14 protein-coding genes and 1 tRNA gene are annotated in these 14,774 nt (G+C 45.0%); 9 read left to right on the plus strand and 6 right to left on the minus strand.

Annotated elements, in window-relative coordinates:
• The first annotated feature begins 21 nt into the window (after nucleotides 1-21).
• The 4 genes from gshB to VNN20_05960 all read left to right on the plus strand — a co-directional run bounded on the left by gshB (nucleotide 22) and on the right by VNN20_05960 (nucleotide 3,260).
• The gene (gshB, locus tag VNN20_05945) at nucleotides 22-999 is read left to right on the plus strand and encodes a glutathione synthase (GenBank protein HWP91721.1); all 978 of its coding nucleotides are present in this window, start codon (nucleotides 22-24) and stop codon (nucleotides 997-999) included.
• A gap of 92 nt (nucleotides 1,000-1,091) precedes the next feature.
• Complete coding sequence (gene gatC, locus VNN20_05950; GenBank protein ID HWP91722.1) at nucleotides 1,092-1,382, plus strand: Asp-tRNA(Asn)/Glu-tRNA(Gln) amidotransferase subunit GatC; 291 nt, start codon at nucleotides 1,092-1,094, stop codon at nucleotides 1,380-1,382.
• Between the two features lie 78 nt (nucleotides 1,383-1,460).
• Nucleotides 1,461-2,921: an Asp-tRNA(Asn)/Glu-tRNA(Gln) amidotransferase subunit GatA gene (gatA, locus tag VNN20_05955; protein HWP91723.1), complete on the plus strand. Its 1,461-nt coding sequence runs from the start codon at nucleotides 1,461-1,463 to the stop codon at nucleotides 2,919-2,921.
• Nucleotides 2,922-3,086: 165 nt separating this feature from the next.
• A complete protein-coding gene (locus tag VNN20_05960; protein ID HWP91724.1) occupies nucleotides 3,087-3,260 on the plus strand; it encodes a hypothetical protein in 174 nt (57 codons plus the stop codon).
• Between the two features lie 54 nt (nucleotides 3,261-3,314).
• Here the strand turns inward: VNN20_05960 and rsmI are convergent, their stop codons facing one another.
• From rsmI to VNN20_05975, 3 genes are all read right to left on the minus strand, one after another.
• Nucleotides 3,315-4,154: a 16S rRNA (cytidine(1402)-2'-O)-methyltransferase gene (gene rsmI / locus VNN20_05965; protein ID HWP91725.1), complete on the minus strand. Its 840-nt coding sequence runs from the start codon at nucleotides 4,152-4,154 to the stop codon at nucleotides 3,315-3,317.
• A 165-nt stretch (nucleotides 4,155-4,319) separates the two neighbouring features.
• A tRNA-Ser gene (locus tag VNN20_05970) sits at nucleotides 4,320-4,405 on the minus strand.
• A 303-nt stretch (nucleotides 4,406-4,708) separates the two neighbouring features.
• Complete coding sequence (locus tag VNN20_05975) at nucleotides 4,709-4,882, minus strand: hypothetical protein (protein ID HWP91726.1); 174 nt, start codon at nucleotides 4,880-4,882, stop codon at nucleotides 4,709-4,711.
• A 195-nt stretch (nucleotides 4,883-5,077) separates the two neighbouring features.
• Here VNN20_05975 and VNN20_05980 point away from each other — a divergent pair, with 195 nt between their 5' ends.
• The 5 genes from VNN20_05980 (at nucleotide 5,078) to frr (ending at nucleotide 8,541) form a co-directional block, all read left to right on the plus strand.
• Nucleotides 5,078-5,290, plus strand: coding sequence for a hypothetical protein (locus tag VNN20_05980; protein ID HWP91727.1), 213 nt, complete (start codon nucleotides 5,078-5,080; stop codon nucleotides 5,288-5,290).
• Nucleotides 5,291-5,722: 432 nt separating this feature from the next.
• The gene (gene rpsB / locus VNN20_05985) at nucleotides 5,723-6,619 is read left to right on the plus strand and encodes a 30S ribosomal protein S2 (GenBank protein ID HWP91728.1); all 897 of its coding nucleotides are present in this window, start codon (nucleotides 5,723-5,725) and stop codon (nucleotides 6,617-6,619) included.
• Nucleotides 6,619-7,224, plus strand: a complete 606-nt coding sequence (gene tsf, locus VNN20_05990) for a translation elongation factor Ts (protein HWP91729.1) — start codon at nucleotides 6,619-6,621, stop codon at nucleotides 7,222-7,224. The genes rpsB and tsf overlap by 1 nt, the downstream gene beginning before the upstream one ends.
• A 2-nt stretch (nucleotides 7,225-7,226) precedes the next feature.
• Entirely contained in the window at nucleotides 7,227-7,964 is a 738-nt protein-coding gene (pyrH, locus tag VNN20_05995; protein HWP91730.1) for a UMP kinase, read from the plus strand.
• Between the two features lie 22 nt (nucleotides 7,965-7,986).
• The gene (gene frr, locus VNN20_06000; protein ID HWP91731.1) at nucleotides 7,987-8,541 is read left to right on the plus strand and encodes a ribosome recycling factor; all 555 of its coding nucleotides are present in this window, start codon (nucleotides 7,987-7,989) and stop codon (nucleotides 8,539-8,541) included.
• 437 nt (nucleotides 8,542-8,978) lie between these two features.
• On the opposite strand, the gene ppdK is transcribed toward frr, so the two are convergent.
• Genes ppdK through glyQ form a run of 3 tightly spaced genes read right to left on the minus strand, consistent with a single transcriptional unit; the run spans nucleotide 8,979 to nucleotide 14,773 of the window.
• Entirely contained in the window at nucleotides 8,979-11,762 is a 2,784-nt protein-coding gene (gene ppdK / locus VNN20_06005) for a pyruvate, phosphate dikinase (GenBank protein ID HWP91732.1), read from the minus strand.
• Nucleotides 11,763-11,786: 24 nt separating this feature from the next.
• Nucleotides 11,787-13,901 (minus strand): glycine--tRNA ligase subunit beta, encoded by a 2,115-nt coding sequence (glyS, locus tag VNN20_06010; protein ID HWP91733.1) that lies wholly within the window; start codon nucleotides 13,899-13,901, stop codon nucleotides 11,787-11,789.
• On the minus strand, nucleotides 13,886-14,773 hold the full coding sequence (glyQ, locus tag VNN20_06015) for a glycine--tRNA ligase subunit alpha (protein ID HWP91734.1): 888 nt from the start codon (nucleotides 14,771-14,773) through the stop codon (nucleotides 13,886-13,888). The genes glyS and glyQ overlap by 16 nt, the downstream gene beginning before the upstream one ends.
• Between the last annotated feature and the right edge of the window lies 1 nt (nucleotide 14,774).

Raw genomic sequence — 14,774 nt, forward strand, 5'->3', positions numbered from 1 at the left:
GTTTTGGATAGATTTAGAACCATGAAGCTTAAGATGGCTTTCATCATGGACCCAATCCAGACGATTAATACAGACAAAGACACTACCTTTGTGCTTATGCTCGAGTCGCAGTTAAGAGGACATGAGGTTTGGTATACTGAACTTAAAGATTTATTTGTACAAAATGGTAAGGCCTGGGCAAGTGTTTCAGAAATTAGTTTAAAGAGGGCTCACGACTATTACTCCTTTGGCAAGACGGACACTCTTCCACTCGAAGGTTTCGATGTTGTATGGATGCGGAAAGACCCTCCATTCAATTTGGACTACATATATTCAACTTATATTCTCGGTTTAATAGACTCTACAAAAACCCTGGTTATAAACAATCCCAAGGGGATCCGGGAGTCGAATGAAAAGCTATATACCTTGAATTTTCCTCAACTGATTCCCCTGACCATGGTAACTAAGGATATGGACAGGCTTAAAAAATTCCTTGCGGAAATAGGCGGAGAAATGGTGGTGAAACCCCTGGATGGCTGCGGGGGGGAGGGGATATTCTACGTCAAAGAGGGTGATAGAAATGCCAACGTTATATTGGAAACGATAACTCAAGGTGGAAGCCGTTATGTCCTCGCTCAGAAGTTTATCGACAGGGTATCGGAGGGGGATAAAAGAATAATTCTCTTGAACGGAGAGCCGCTGGGTGCCGTGCTCAGGGTGGCCAAGCCCGGCGGAGAATTCAGGTGTAATTTCCATTCCGGGGGCAGCCCGGCTAAGACCGACCTTGAGGACAGGGATTTATATATCTGCCGGGAATTAGCGCCAAGGCTTCGGGCAGACGGGCTTTATTTCGTGGGGATAGATGTCATAGGTGGATATCTTACCGAGGTTAATACCACCAGTCCGACCGGGGTTCAGGAAATAAACCGGCTATCCGGGACCCGCATAGAATCTCAGGTTGTAGATTTTGTTGAAGAAGTGCTCAGGGATTCAAGGATGAAGATCGGCTTTCAGAATTAGTAGCGTCGGAAGCCTGTTTCCGGATGGATAACTTTCGAGAATTCGGTTATCTTCTTTCATCGAATTCTTTTTAATAATAGAGGATTGGGACAATGAAAATTTCAAGAGACGCTGTGCGCCGTGTAGCCGAGCTTGCCAGGTTGGAGTTTAAAGAAGAGGAGCTTGAGAAATTTACCGAGCAGCTAGGAAATATATTAGAGCATATAGACGAGCTGAATGAACTCGATACCTCTCATGTAGAGCCTACTTTTCATGTCCTCGATATCTCGACGCCGGTTAGGGAGGATGAGGTAAAGCCGTGGCTGAGCCCGGACGAGGCTCTGGAGAACGCCCCCCATAGAGAGGATGATTTTTTCTCGGTGCCTAAGGTTATCGAAGATTGACTTTATTTTCCTAGTTTGATTCTTGATAACCAAGTTGAAACAAGTATCTCGCATCGAGATGCAAAAAAGGAGACATAAATGGATTTACCGTTTCATACGATCAGGGAAATTTCAGACTTGATCCAGAAAAAAGAGGTATCCCCGGTCGAGCTGGCCGAAGCGGTCATAAAAAGAATAGAAGAGGTTGATATTAGGGTAAATTCCTATATAACCACACTCAAGGATGAGGCCATAAGTTCGGCGAAGGAAGCAGAGGATCTCATTTCCTCGGGTAAATATAAAGGACCGCTCCATGGAGTTCCGATTGGACTCAAGGACATCTTTTGCATGAAAGGAGTAAAAACAACGTGCGGCTCTAAAATTCTGGAGAACTTCATCTCTCCTTATGATGCCACGGTCACTCAGAAACTTAAAGAAGCGGGGGCGGTAATTCTAGGAAAAAACAACATGGATGAGTTTGCTATGGGCTCATCAACGGAAAACTCCTATTTCGGGCCCACCAGAAATCCCTGGGACCTAGAGCGGGTTCCCGGTGGTTCAAGCGGCGGTTCTGCCGCGGCGGTTTCTTCCTCTCTTTGTTTCGCATCTATCGGAACCGATACCGGCGGTTCCATAAGACAGCCGGCGGCACTCTGCGGGATCGTTGGAATCAAGCCTACCTACGGAAGAGTAAGCAGGTTTGGGATGATCGCATTTGCCTCTTCCCTAGACCAGGCTGGCCCCTTGACTAAGACCGTAGAGGATGCTGCTCTTATCCTGAACGTGATATCGGGAAAAGATTCTAGAGATTCAACTTCTGTTAATATTCCGGTCCCTGATTACACTACGCATATAAGGGATGATATCAAGGGTGTTAAGGTCGGCGTTCCCAAGGAGTATTTTATAGAGGGGATTGATGCCGAGATAGAGAAAGAGGTGCGAAAGGCAATTGCTCTCATCGAGGATTTGGGCGCGAAAGTGGAGGAAATTTCTCTTCCTCACACCCGATATGCCGTCTCTGCTTATTACATACTTGCTCCCTCTGAGGCCAGCTCAAATTTGGCCCGGTATGACGGGGTGAAGTACGGCTTTCGGGTCTCCGATGCCCGGTCTCTCATGGATATGTACGTCAGAACTAGGGCTCGGGGTTTTGGCAACGAGGTTAAAAGGAGGATAATGATCGGGACCTATGCCCTTTCTTCGGGATATTATGATGCGTATTATCTAAAAGCTCAGAGGGTGAGAACGTTGATCAGGAGGGATTTTGAGGAGGCTTTTAAGAGGGTAGATGTGATTGTGACCCCGACGTCGCCAGAAGCCGCTTTCAAAATCGGTGAGAAATCAGATGACCCGCTTAAGATGTATCTTTCAGACATTTTCACAATACCGTGCAATCTGGCTGGTCTTCCCGGTATCTCCATTCCTTGCGGGTTTACTTCCGGCGGATTGCCAATAGGCCTTCAGATTCTGGGAAAGCCATTTGATGAAGAAACAATTCTTAGAGTAGCCTATAATTATGAGCTTCATACGAATTGGAAGGAAAAAAGACCCCCGATTTAAAGCTGGATGGATGATGCAGGATACAAGATGCAAGTAACAACTTCATGAATCGTGCGTCATGTATGATGCGTCGTTTTATTCGTGTAAATTAGTGTTTACCCCATGAGATGGTATAAAACTATCTCATGGGGTGAATTCGTGGCTAAGTGTTTATTGGGAGGAAGCATGTCAGAGAAAAAGAGAGTTTGCATGATTTGTGGAAAACCTTCGGAGGTCTCGATTTGCGATTCCTGCAAGGCCCAGATCCAGGGCGAGGCGATTGAAAAGAAGCAAAAGATTGAGAGAGAAGTAAGAATCGGCCCAGAGATGGAGAAAGAGAAGAAAAAAAAGAAAGAGTAGGGGCAACCCTTGTGATTGCCCATTGAAGGGCAAATACCAAAGATTTGCCCTTACTCAAACTTTCCCCCAAACCTTAAGCGCTTCCTTGTAAACCTTGCTTTTAGAAACCTTACATTTTTGTGAGACTTCTTTGACAGAATCCTTTAAGGTGAATCCTTTATCTTTACAGGTTTTAAGCTGATCTTTTATAATGTCGGAAGAGGCTTCTTTTTCTTCATCGCTTCTACCCTCTACCACAATCGTAAATTCCCCTTTTAATTTATTCCTTTCCTCTAGTATCTTGACCACCTTACTAATACTTCCCTTCACCGATTCCTCAAACATCTTGGTAAGCTCCCGGCTTACGGAGACCTGTCTGTCTCCTAGAACTTCGAGGATACCCTTTAGAGTTTCTAGGATTCTATTAGGAGATTCATAGAATATGAGTGTCTCCGTGTGTTCCCGGATCTCTTCCAGGAATTCCCTTCTTTTTTTGCTAGATTTAGGAAGAAATCCGAAAAAGGCAAAGCTTGATGTGGGAAGCCCAGACACGCTAAGCGCGGCTATTGCTGCCGATGGGCCGGGCACCGGAATTACCTCGATGCCCTTTTCCGAGGCGAGCTTTACCAGTCTATATCCCGGGTCTGAAACCCCCGGCGTTCCGGCGTCTGAGACCAAAGCGACGTTTTTCCCGGATTCTAAGAGCGCTACAAGTTCCTCTGCCTTTTCTATCTCGTTATGCTCGTGATAGCTGGTCAGCGGCTTCAGTATTTGATGATGGAAAATGAGCTTTTTTGTAACCCTAGTATCCTCGCAAGCGATAATGTCCACTTCCCTTAAAATCCTCAGCGCTCGGAATGTTATATCCTCAAGGTTGCCTATAGGGGTAGATACGATATAAAGTTTGCCTTTCATTTGTTGAAATGATTAGCCACGAGAGTAAACAAACATAAATCAATATAGTAAGGATACAAGATGCAAAATAGTCATGCATCGTGCATCATGTATCCTGTATCGTTTTATTCACGTTCATTCGCGGCTTAAAGGTAGAAGCTTAGAAAATAGACCTATTTTAAAAGCTGGCGGAGGGCGAGGGATTCGAACCCCCAAGTCCTTTCGGACGCCGGTTTTCAAGACCGGTGCATTAGCCGTTCTGCCAGCCCTCCGTAACCAGAACTTTAGCATTTTACTCAAATAAGGGATTACGGCTACATCCGGGTAAAGATAATTCTACACCAGCCCCTATGAGGCTTCAAGGAAAGCACCATTTGAGCCAAGCTTAAAATCCAATATTTATTCTTTGTTTATGTGGGTAGCTTTACTTATTGGGTGTTACCCGGAGAGTCGGAGTTTAAACGTTTTGGCTGGAGGATAAAAATTAAAAACCTGCCCTCCCTTCTTTTATTCAATAAAAAAGCAAATAGCAATACGTTTGCTTTTGAAGATTACTTGTGCTCTGTACTCGAATCTCAGTTGCTGTGGGGATGCTTCCTGGTAACTATGCTTCTGGTTAGCAGGATTTCATTCTCTTGGAGGTCCTCATCCATTTCTTCTGAAGTACCCTTCTCGAAGGATTTGTCGTAATCGACAAAAGTAAGATAATGATCCCATAATCTGGTATCAATATCGTTATTATCTATCATTTTACTTCACCCCCTCTCCGCTGATTCCCTGCTTCTATTATATCATTTGTCGATCACCAATTCCAACTAATTTTTACAATAAGAGGGCGAAAGTGAAGATTGTGATAGTTCAATTGTCTAAGTGGTTTTAGAACTTGCTTTTTTCTTATTTTCTTATATTTTTATTGCCTTTATTAAAAATCTGAGGAGATAGAGATGGAAGAGGAAATAGTGCTATACTGCACCCGGTGCGGAAAGCTGTTCAATGTATCCCAGGTAGAGAACAAGAACTTGAGGCAGTCGATATGCGATAGTATCTGGGAAGTAACCGATTTTGCCAAGCACTTTAAGTGCTGGCATTGCTTACAAATAAGAGAACTTGACCCATATGAAAGGCCTGATCGATTTGAGGTAGATAGCAATGTCTAACTAAGGTTTTATTAAATGCTTAATACCAAAGTAGTAGAAATTCCTGAAGAATTAGCTTTTTTTCGTCCCAAAAATCAACCTTGACTTGGCGTCAGTAATTTGATTTCATTATGAATAGTATCAAGGATTCCTCATCCTCCACGACCCTTTCTCTCTGAGGGAAGATCGACAGCCGTCGATCTTCCCTCTTTATATTTTTACAGGGTTGTTTTTACTAAATAAAGTTGTTAAATCTCTAAGAAAGAAACCAGATAAATTACATTCTAGATTTTTCTTTTTCCGGGCTTGATTTAAGCGAGAACGAGCGGGATTTTTGTAATGATTGAAAGAGTACAGGCATGAGATTGCCGGGTATGGTAACTTGAAATGCGGTTTTTTTTATGTTATCTAAATCTAGTTTAACCGAATTTTAATAAGAGCCAGGAGGGATTGATGGCGGAAGAAACTCAAGTTAGTGAAGTTATAAGCATGAAACAACTGCTCGAAGCGGGCGTTCACTTTGGGCATCAGGTAAGTCACTGGAATCCCAGAATGAAACCATACATATTCGGGAGCAGGAATGGAATCCATATAATAGACCTTCAACAGACTGTGACCTTTTTTAAGAAGGCTTATAACTTCGCTAGGGACATTGTTGCCGATGGCGGGGAAGTTTTATTCGTGGGGACAAAAAAGCAAGCTCAAGGGATCATTGCCGAAGAAGCAATCAGATGCGGGATGCCCTTCGTCAATACCAGATGGTTGGGTGGTACACTCACCAATTTCAATACGATAAGAGGGAGGGTTGACTATCTCCTCGAACTGAAGAAATTGGAGGAGGAGGGGCAGATGGACCTTCTGCCGAAAAACGAAGCCAAGGGGCTAAAGAGGCAGATTCAAAAATTGGAGTATCTGTTGAATGGGATAGTCAATATGAGAAGATACCCGGAGGCAATGTTCATCGTCGATGCCAAAAAAGAATATATAGCCGTCAGGGAAGCCAGAAAACTGGGGATTCCGATCATAGCGGTGATAGACACTAATTGCGACCCGTCCAATGCCGATTTTATAATACCCAGTAATGATGATGCTATAAGGGCGATTAAGTTATTTGCTTCACGCATTGCTGACGCCTGTATAGAAGGGAAACATATATATGAACAGAGGGTGTTGGCCGGAGAGATAGCTAAGCCAGAGGCGGAACAGGCTCCATTGATCGTGGAGAGAAAGGTATTCGTGTTCAAGGAATACGGGGAGGATGAGAAGGACAAGGAGTCAACATCGGTGGCGGTATCCGAGGGCCCATCAGAAGCCGACTACCAGGAGACTTTCGAGGAGGAATCTGAATAATGGCAGATGTAAAAGCACAAATGGTAAAAGAGATAAGGGATAGAACGGGCGCTCCATTTCTTGATTGTAAGAAAGCTCTTGAGGAAACGGGCGGTGATTACGAGAAAGCTGTGGAAATTCTGAGGATAAAGGGCCTCACCAAAGCGGCAAAAAAGGTGGGAAGAGAGACACCGGAAGGAATAATAACCTCTTATATACACCCCGGAGGAAAAATCGGTGTAATGGTTGAGGTAAACTGTGAAACTGATTTTGTGGCAAGAAATGAGGAGTTCCAGGCATTCACCAAAGAGATTGCCATGCAAATCGCTGCAGCAAATCCCAGCTTTATCAAGAGGGAGGATGTACCCGAGTCAGTAATCCAAAAGGAAAAGGAAGTAATGAAAGCTCAGGTAATAGAATCGGGGAAGCCAGCAAACGTTGCGGATAAGATTGTTCAGGGGAAGATCGAGAAGTTCTATGAAGAAATTTGTCTGTTGGAACAAACCTACATCAGGGACCCTAAGATAAAGGTCCTAGATCTTTTAAACTCTCTCGTGGCAAAGATAGGGGAGAATATCGTGATAAGACGATTTACCAGATATCAACTGGGGGAGCCGATTGATTAACAATGAATTCGGTAGACCCATTGCCAAAACCTAAATATAAAAGGGTTCTTCTTAAGCTGAGTGGAGAGGCGCTCCAAGGCCCAGAAAATTACGGGATAGGTCTTGAAATACTGGAAACTATTTCTGAGGAGATAGTGGAGATACATGCCCTGGGGATTGAAACTGCGGTAGTGATTGGCGGTGGCAATATCTTTCGGGGAGTTGCTGGTGCGGCAACCGGTATGGATAGGGCTACTGCGGATTATATGGGAATGCTAGCTACAGTCATTAATGCTCTAGCCCTTCAGGATTCAATAGAAAGGAAGGGGATAATGACCAGGGTTCAGACTGCTCTGGAAATCAAGCAGGTGGCAGAGCCGTATATAAGGAGAAGAGCGATAAGACATCTAGAGAAGGGTAGGGTAGTTATACTTGCTGCCGGTACCGGAAATCCATTTTTCACGACTGACACGGCAGCCACGCTTCGAGCGCTTGAGATTGGGGCTGATGTGATCCTCAAAGCAACGAAGGTGGATGGAGTGTATGACAGAGACCCGGTTAAGCATAAGGATGCCATCAAATTCGAGGAACTCAGTTTTATGGAGGTTTTGAGGAAAGAATTAAAAATCATGGATGCGACAGCCATCTCTCTTTGCATGCAGGGAAATATTCCCATTGTGGTCTTCAACCTCTTCGAGCATGGGAACATAAAGAGGATTATAATGGGAGAGGAAATAGGGACTATAGTAAGGAGTGGGTGAGGAGATGAGCGAGGACAAAAGCATTAATGATATTCTGGAAGATGCAAAAAAAAGGATGGCTAAGTCCATAAGCGTACTCGAGTCGGAACTAGCTAAGGTGAGAACGGGTAGAGCCTCTACCGCGCTTGTCGATCATATAAAAGTTGATTACTATGGGACGCAAACACCTGTAAGTCAAATGGCCACCGTTTCTGTCCCGGAATCTAGGACTATAGTAATTCAACCTTGGGACATCAGTGCGATACCCAATATCGAAAAGGCGATCAGGCAATCTGACCTGGGTATAAATCCGTCCAACGACGGAAAAGTGATAAGAATAATCATACCGGTGCTCACCGAAGAGAGAAGAAGAGAGTTGGTAAAATACGTGGGTAAGGTAGCCGAAGAGTATAGGATAACTATAAGACAGATAAGGAAAGACACTAATAATCTAATTAAAGAATTGGAAAAGGAGAAGAAAGTCCCGGAAGACGAAGTAAAAAGAAGCCTCAACAAGATCCAAGAAACTACGGATAACTATATTAAAAAGGTAAATGAGATTCTGGAAAGAAAAGAGAAAGAAATCATGGAGTTTTAATCCCCCTATATTTCTGCATCCCTTGCTAGTATTGCTTTTGTCTTTTCTAAAATAACCAGTTTTAACTTTTTGTGCTAGAATTAATCAAAAAACCGAGGTAAAACATGAGAAGTTCCATTGCCAACTTTTTCTCTTACCTCTTTATGGCATCCGCTTTCGTTTTTTTGATTTCGGCTATTTGCCTACTGGTCATTGTGTTGAGATATTATGGAACTAGTGTGAGCCCTACAGAAATAGAAGTTGCTTATTACCTGCTTATGTTGCTCATAATAGCTATTATTCTAGGACCTATATCACTTTATATTTCCAATAAGTTAGGCCATTTCACTGGCCGTAAAGAAGAAGTCTGATTGCGGCGGTTTCGCCTTTTTCATAAATACGAATGCCCTAGCTTGTTCATTATTAGCTCAGGGCTCGAAGAGAGGGTTAAAAGTCAATCAGGGCTTCCGCTTTAGGGCTGCTCTTGCCGCGGAAAGCCTGGCGATCGGGACGCGGTAGGGCGAGCAACTCACGTAGTCCATACCTACACTTTGGCAGAATTCTATAGAGGCGGGATCGCCCCCATGTTCCCCGCAGATACCAACCTTGAGATTATGTCTGGTTTTTTTCCCCCTCTCTATGGCGATCCGGATAAACTCTCCGACTCCTTTTAAGTCTATGGTGGAGAAAGGATCTTTATCTAGAATCTCTACCTGTTTCCCATTCAGGGTGGTTTTCGTTTCTAGATAGACCTTTATGAATTTACCCGCATCGTCCCGGGAAAAGGCAAAGGTGGTTTGGGTAAGGTCATTGGTTCCAAAGGAGAAGAATTCCGCTTCGGTGGCTATCTCGTCTGCCGTTACGGTGGCTCTGGGAACCTCAATCATGGTTCCGACATAGTATTTAATCTTCTTTTTGTACCTCTTCATAACCTCCTCTGCCACATCGACGATTATGTCCTTCTGGGCTTTAATTTCGGTAAGCATCCCGACGAGAGGAACCATGACCTCCGGTATTACTTTTATTCCCTCGTCGGCGACCTCACATGCGGCCTCCATGATGGCGCACGTCTGCATACGGCTGATCTCCGGCATGAGAATGCCCAGTCTACAACCTCGGAGTCCAAGCATGGGGTTAAATTCGTGTAGCTCCTCTACCCTGGCCAGGAGCCTCCTTTTTTCTTCCACGAGATTTGCATCTCCGTTGGTGAGTTCCAGCTCTCTTATTTCTACCATTAGGTCCTCACGCCTGGGGAGGAACTCATGGAGCGGAGGGTCGAGAAGCCTTATGGTTACGGGGTATCCATTCATCTCTCGGAAAAGCCCCTTGAAGTCCTCTTTCTGCATGGGAAGGAGCTTTTCTAAAAACTCTTCTCTTTCTTTGCTTGTCTTAGCCAGTATCATTCCCTGCATGAGAGGGATTCGATCCTCTGCAAAGAACATGTGCTCGGTACGGCAAAGACCGATTCCCTGGGCGCCAAATTTTAAGGCTACCTTGGCATCACTGGGTATGTCGGCATTTGTCCTGATGCCCAGTTTTTTGGCTTTATCGGCCCAGCCAAGAATAGTAGAGAAAATGACATACTTCTCAGAATGCTCTGGCTTGATAGTTCCCTGAATAACTTGAATAACCTCGGAGGGGATTACCGGTATATCGCCGGCGTACACTTGCCCTTCGAACCCGTCTATGGATATATAATCTCCTTCCTTAACCACAATGTCGTCGACGTGAAAACTTCTATCCTCTTCATTCACGATTATTTCCTCTGCTCCTACTATGCAGACCTTGCCCATCTGCCTGCCCACTACGGCCGCATGGCTGGTGCGTCCTCCTCTTGCCGTAAGCACACCCTGGGAAACAGCCATGCCGTGAATGTCGTCGGGACTGGTTTCTTTCCTCACCAGGATGACCCGGTCACCGTTTCTGTTCATCTCCACTGCCTTCTCCGCATCCATGGCTACACGCCCGGCAGCCGCACCGGGAGAGGCGGCGAGTCCCTTTGCTATATGTCTATAGTTCTTCTTCTGGTTGGGGTCGAATATGGGGAATAGAAACTGCTCCAGGTGTTCCGGTTCTACCCGGAGGAGAGCTTCTTCTCTCGTAATCAGTTTCTCCCTTACCATGTCGTAAGCTATCTTTCCAGATGCAATGCCCGTTCTTTTTCCGGACCTGGTCTGGAGCAGGTAGAGTTTTCCGTCTTCGATAGTGAACTCAAAGTCCTGCATATCTCTAAAGTGCTTCTCCAGCATCTTAGCGGTTCGGGCCAGCTCTTTGTATGTCTTGGGCATTTCACGTTCTAGCGAGTCTATTTGTTTGGGCGTTCTGATCCCGGCAACAACGTCCTCGCCCTGAGCATTCATTAGATATTCTGCGTATAGAGTCTTTTCCCCAGTCGCCGGGTCTCTGGTAAAACCGACCCCAGTTCCGGAATTCTCGCCTTTATTACCGAATACCATAGCTTGTACGTTTACTGCTGTACCCAGGTCGTGGGAAATGCCGTACTGCTTTCTATAAAAAATCGCCCTTGGATTATTCCAAGAGAGAAAAACGGCGTTTATGGCCATGTCAAGCTGGGCCCGGGGATCTTGCGGGAAATCCCTTTTCGTTTTTTCTTTGACCAGTTGTTTGTACTTGGCTACTACCTCTTTAAGGGCTTCCACTCCCAGGTCGATATCCTGTTTAGCTCCGCGCTCTTTTTTGGTCTTGTATAAGATCTTTTCAAAATCCTCTTTCTCGACCTTTAAAACGACGTCGCTAAACATTTGAATGAATCTTCTGTAAGCATCCCAGGCGAATCTTGGGTTTCCGGTTTTATCGGCGAGTCCTTGCACGCTCGTATCGTTAAGCCCCAGGTTTAGTATGGTGTCCATCATCCCGGGCATGGAGAACCTGGCTCCGGAACGTACCGAGACTAAAAGCGGGTCACCTGTATCCCCGAATTTTTTTCCAGTTATTTTCTCGAGCTTTCTCAGATTTTCAGCGATTGATTTATTGATATGACCGGGAATTTGCTTTTTATTCTCGTAAAAAATTCGGCAAACCTCGGTCGAGATTGTAAAACCCGGAGGAACGGGAATACCGATTCTGGTCATCTCGGCGAGTCCTGCCCCTTTCCCACCAAGCACGTCTTTCATGTTACCTTTGCCGTCTGCTTTTCCACTACCGAAGAAATAGACGTACTTCCTGGATATTCCCTTTTTAGTCACAGCTTTACTATTTTCCCTTCGTATAACCTTAGCCATAACCCGAGTTTTCCTCCTTAACTGTTAGGTGACAATTTTGGAGAAGTCAGCCACTATGAAGAATAAATCTCTAATTTCCCAGAGCGTGGAGAGACGGTTTTGTCTTATTTTTTCATCTTTGTCCATAACCAGTACTTGCTCAAAGTAGTTGTCGATAGGCTCTTTGAGGTTTTTCATCAGGGAAAGCGCCATCCGGTAGTTCTTCTCCGATATACTTTTTTCGACTTCTTCCCTAACATTTGAATAATCTTGGTAAAGCTGCCGTTCCGCTGGCTCAATCAATAATCCTGTATCAACCGTACCTCTAGGCTGTGCCTTAACTATATTTACCACACGTTTAAATGCGATTGCAAGTGGCTCAAAATCAGGAGCTTGCCGGAACTCGGTCAGAGCTTCGATTTTCCTTTTGGTCTCCACCAAATCGTCGCAATTTGCAGAAATCACTGCGTCGACAACATCTTGTGGAAACCCGTCAGACACCATTAGGTTTCTGAGTCTTTCCACGACGAAGTCCATTATTTCGTCTAGCAGCGGGGATGAAGATGGGTCTTCTGATGGAGCGGGGAAATCCGGTTTAGCCTCGTGAAGTTGCCACCAAATCCGATTCAAGCCATAATTGAAAACTTCTTTTATATCTAAATGAAATTTCCTATTGAGTATGATATTTATGATTCCTATTGCCTGCCTTCTAAGAGCGTAGGGGTCCGATGTACCGGTCGGTGTAAGCCCTGAGATAAAGCAAGCACAAATATTATCGATTTTATCGGCTATGCTAAGTATGGCTCCAAATTCGGTTTCAGGTAACTTAGCCTCGCGCGATGTGGGCATATACTGTTCTTCTAGTGCTATGGCAATCTCATCTTTCTCCCCCGAAATTAATGCGTAGTATTTCCCCATGGTTCCCTGAAGCTCGGGGAACTCGAAAACCATCTGAGTGGCAAGGTCGGCCTTTGAGAGCGTTGCGGCTCGTCGGAGGTCTTTGGCTGAATTCTGCAAGCCAAGTCCAAGGCCAATAAACCCGACCAAGCTCTCCATTCTCTCAGTTTTGTCAAAGTAGGTGCCGAGGTCGGAGAGAAAGACCATGCTCCTTAGCTTGGTCAGTTTTTCGGAAAGGTGTGTCTTGGTGTCTTCCCTGTAAAAAAACTGAGCATCTCTGAATCTGGCTTTAATAACTCTTTCATTTCCCTTGATAACTATCTCCGGGTTTTCTACTGGGGTCCCGGAGACAAAGATAAAATGAGGAAGTAGTAGTCCTCCATTTTGGGAATTCGAAAATACGGGGAAATATTTTTGATGGTTCTTCATCACGCTTATCAGAACTTCCTTGGGGAGTTCGAGAAACTCTTGGTCAAAGTTCCCTTTTAACACCACCGGATATTCAACTAGATGGGTTACCGTTTCTAATAATTCTTCATCTTCGAGTGGAATTCCCTCGATTTCTTTTGCCATTTCCTGGATTTCAATTTTTATGATTTGTTTTCTTTTAGCCTGGTCCAAAATCACGTATCCCTTTTCCAGGCTGCTCGCATATTCTTCCCAGCTTGATACTGAAAAAGGTTTGGGTGATATAAAACGGTGTCCCCGTGTTTTAGAACCGCTTTTTATACCACCAAGTTTAAATTGGATTGTCTTGCCCTCGTAAATTGCGAGAATCCATCGTATGGGCCTAGCAAATGTTACGTCTTCATCTCCCCACCTCATGGATTTCCGGAACGGTATAGAGAGTATTATCCGGGGGAGAAGGTGCTTTAAAACCTTATCCGTCTTTTCTCCGGTGATTTTCCTCCTTACCGCTAGCACTTCCCCTCTTTCACCCTCTACCATTACCAGGTCTTTTACATCTACACCCTGGGCTTTGGCGAATCCAAGCGCCGCCTTGGTTGGCGCACCATTCTCATCAAACGCTATTCTACTGGGGGGACCCAGGGTCTCCACTATTCTATCTTCCTGTTTGTTGGAAAGTCCTTTGACATTTAATGTGAGTCTTCGGGGTGTACCAAAGGTGTTTATGCTTTCGTAAGATAAAGAGTTTTCCTCAAATTCCCTCTGGGCAATAAGCCCCAGGTTCTTTATTGCCTCTTCTAAAAATCCTGCCGGGATTTCTTCCGTGCCTATTTCCAGTATTAGCTCTTTTTCCATGGGCTGTTTTTAAGAAGAGGGAATCCCATTTCCTCTCGTTCTCTCAGGTAGGCTTCGGCGCACAGCTTAGCCAAATTTCTTACCTTTCCTATGTAACTTGCCCGCTCGGCTACCCCAATCGCACCGCGTGCATCCAGGAGATTAAAGGTATGTGAACACTTTAGACAATAGTCATAAGCGGGAAGGGGAAGCTTGTTATCGATAAGCTTTTCGCATTCCACTCTGAATTTCTCGAATAGGTCTCTCAACATCTCCGGGTTTGATTCTTCAAAATTGTATCTGGAGAATTCCACTTCATCTTGATGGTGAATCTCGCCGTAGGTCACGCCATTTGTCCATTCTAGGTCAAACACGCTTTCCACACCCTGAAGATACATGGCGATTCTCTCCGTACCGTAGGTGATTTCGGCAGATACCGGTTTTAAATCGAACCCTCCGGCCTGTTGAAAATATGTAAACTGGGTTATTTCCATCCCGTCGAGCCAAACTTCCCAGCCCAATCCCCAGGCTCCGAGAGTAGGAGACTCCCAGTCGTCCTCTACAAACCTTATATCGTGCCTAAGCGGGTCTATTCCGAACGTCTTGAGGCTATTCAGGTATAACTCCTGTATGTTTATTGGGGAGGGCTTTATTATCACCTGGAATTGATAGTAGTGCTGGAGTCTATTAGGATTTTCCCCGTACCTGCCATCTGTAGGCCTTCTCGAAGGCTCTACATAAGCGGTTCGCCAGGGTTCCGGACCCAAACACCTGAGAAAAGTTGCCGGGTGAAAGGTCCCTGCACCCTTTTCTATATCGTATGGTTGAACGATTATACAGCCTTGCTTTGACCAGAAGCTCTGCAGTGCAAGGATTAATTCCTGAAAGGTCATA

This window comes from Thermodesulfobacteriota bacterium (assembly GCA_035559815.1).
In the GTDB taxonomy this organism is placed as follows: Bacteria; Desulfobacterota_D; UBA1144; order Nemesobacterales; family CSP1-2; genus DATMAT01.

Bases quoted from the DNA above. Each gene is read 5' to 3' on its own strand.
- VNN20_05980 (HWP91727.1), top strand. From the start codon at position 5,078: ATGGAAGAGGAAATAGTGCTATACTGCACCCGGTGCGGAAAGCTGTTC.
- rpsB (HWP91728.1), top strand. From the start codon at position 5,723: ATGGCGGAAGAAACTCAAGTTAGTGAAGTTATAAGCATGAAACAACTG.
- gshB (HWP91721.1), top strand. From the start codon at position 22: ATGAAGCTTAAGATGGCTTTCATCATGGACCCAATCCAGACGATTAAT.
- rsmI (HWP91725.1), bottom strand. From the start codon at position 4,154: ATGAAAGGCAAACTTTATATCGTATCTACCCCTATAGGCAACCTTGAG.
- VNN20_05975 (HWP91726.1), bottom strand. From the start codon at position 4,882: ATGATAGATAATAACGATATTGATACCAGATTATGGGATCATTATCTT.
- gatC (HWP91722.1), top strand. From the start codon at position 1,092: ATGAAAATTTCAAGAGACGCTGTGCGCCGTGTAGCCGAGCTTGCCAGG.
- ppdK (HWP91732.1), bottom strand. From the start codon at position 11,762: ATGGCTAAGGTTATACGAAGGGAAAATAGTAAAGCTGTGACTAAAAAG.
- VNN20_05960 (HWP91724.1), top strand. From the start codon at position 3,087: ATGTCAGAGAAAAAGAGAGTTTGCATGATTTGTGGAAAACCTTCGGAG.
- glyQ (HWP91734.1), bottom strand. From the start codon at position 14,773: ATGACCTTTCAGGAATTAATCCTTGCACTGCAGAGCTTCTGGTCAAAG.
- gatA (HWP91723.1), top strand. From the start codon at position 1,461: ATGGATTTACCGTTTCATACGATCAGGGAAATTTCAGACTTGATCCAG.
- pyrH (HWP91730.1), top strand. From the start codon at position 7,227: ATGAATTCGGTAGACCCATTGCCAAAACCTAAATATAAAAGGGTTCTT.
- glyS (HWP91733.1), bottom strand. From the start codon at position 13,901: ATGGAAAAAGAGCTAATACTGGAAATAGGCACGGAAGAAATCCCGGCA.
- tsf (HWP91729.1), top strand. From the start codon at position 6,619: ATGGCAGATGTAAAAGCACAAATGGTAAAAGAGATAAGGGATAGAACG.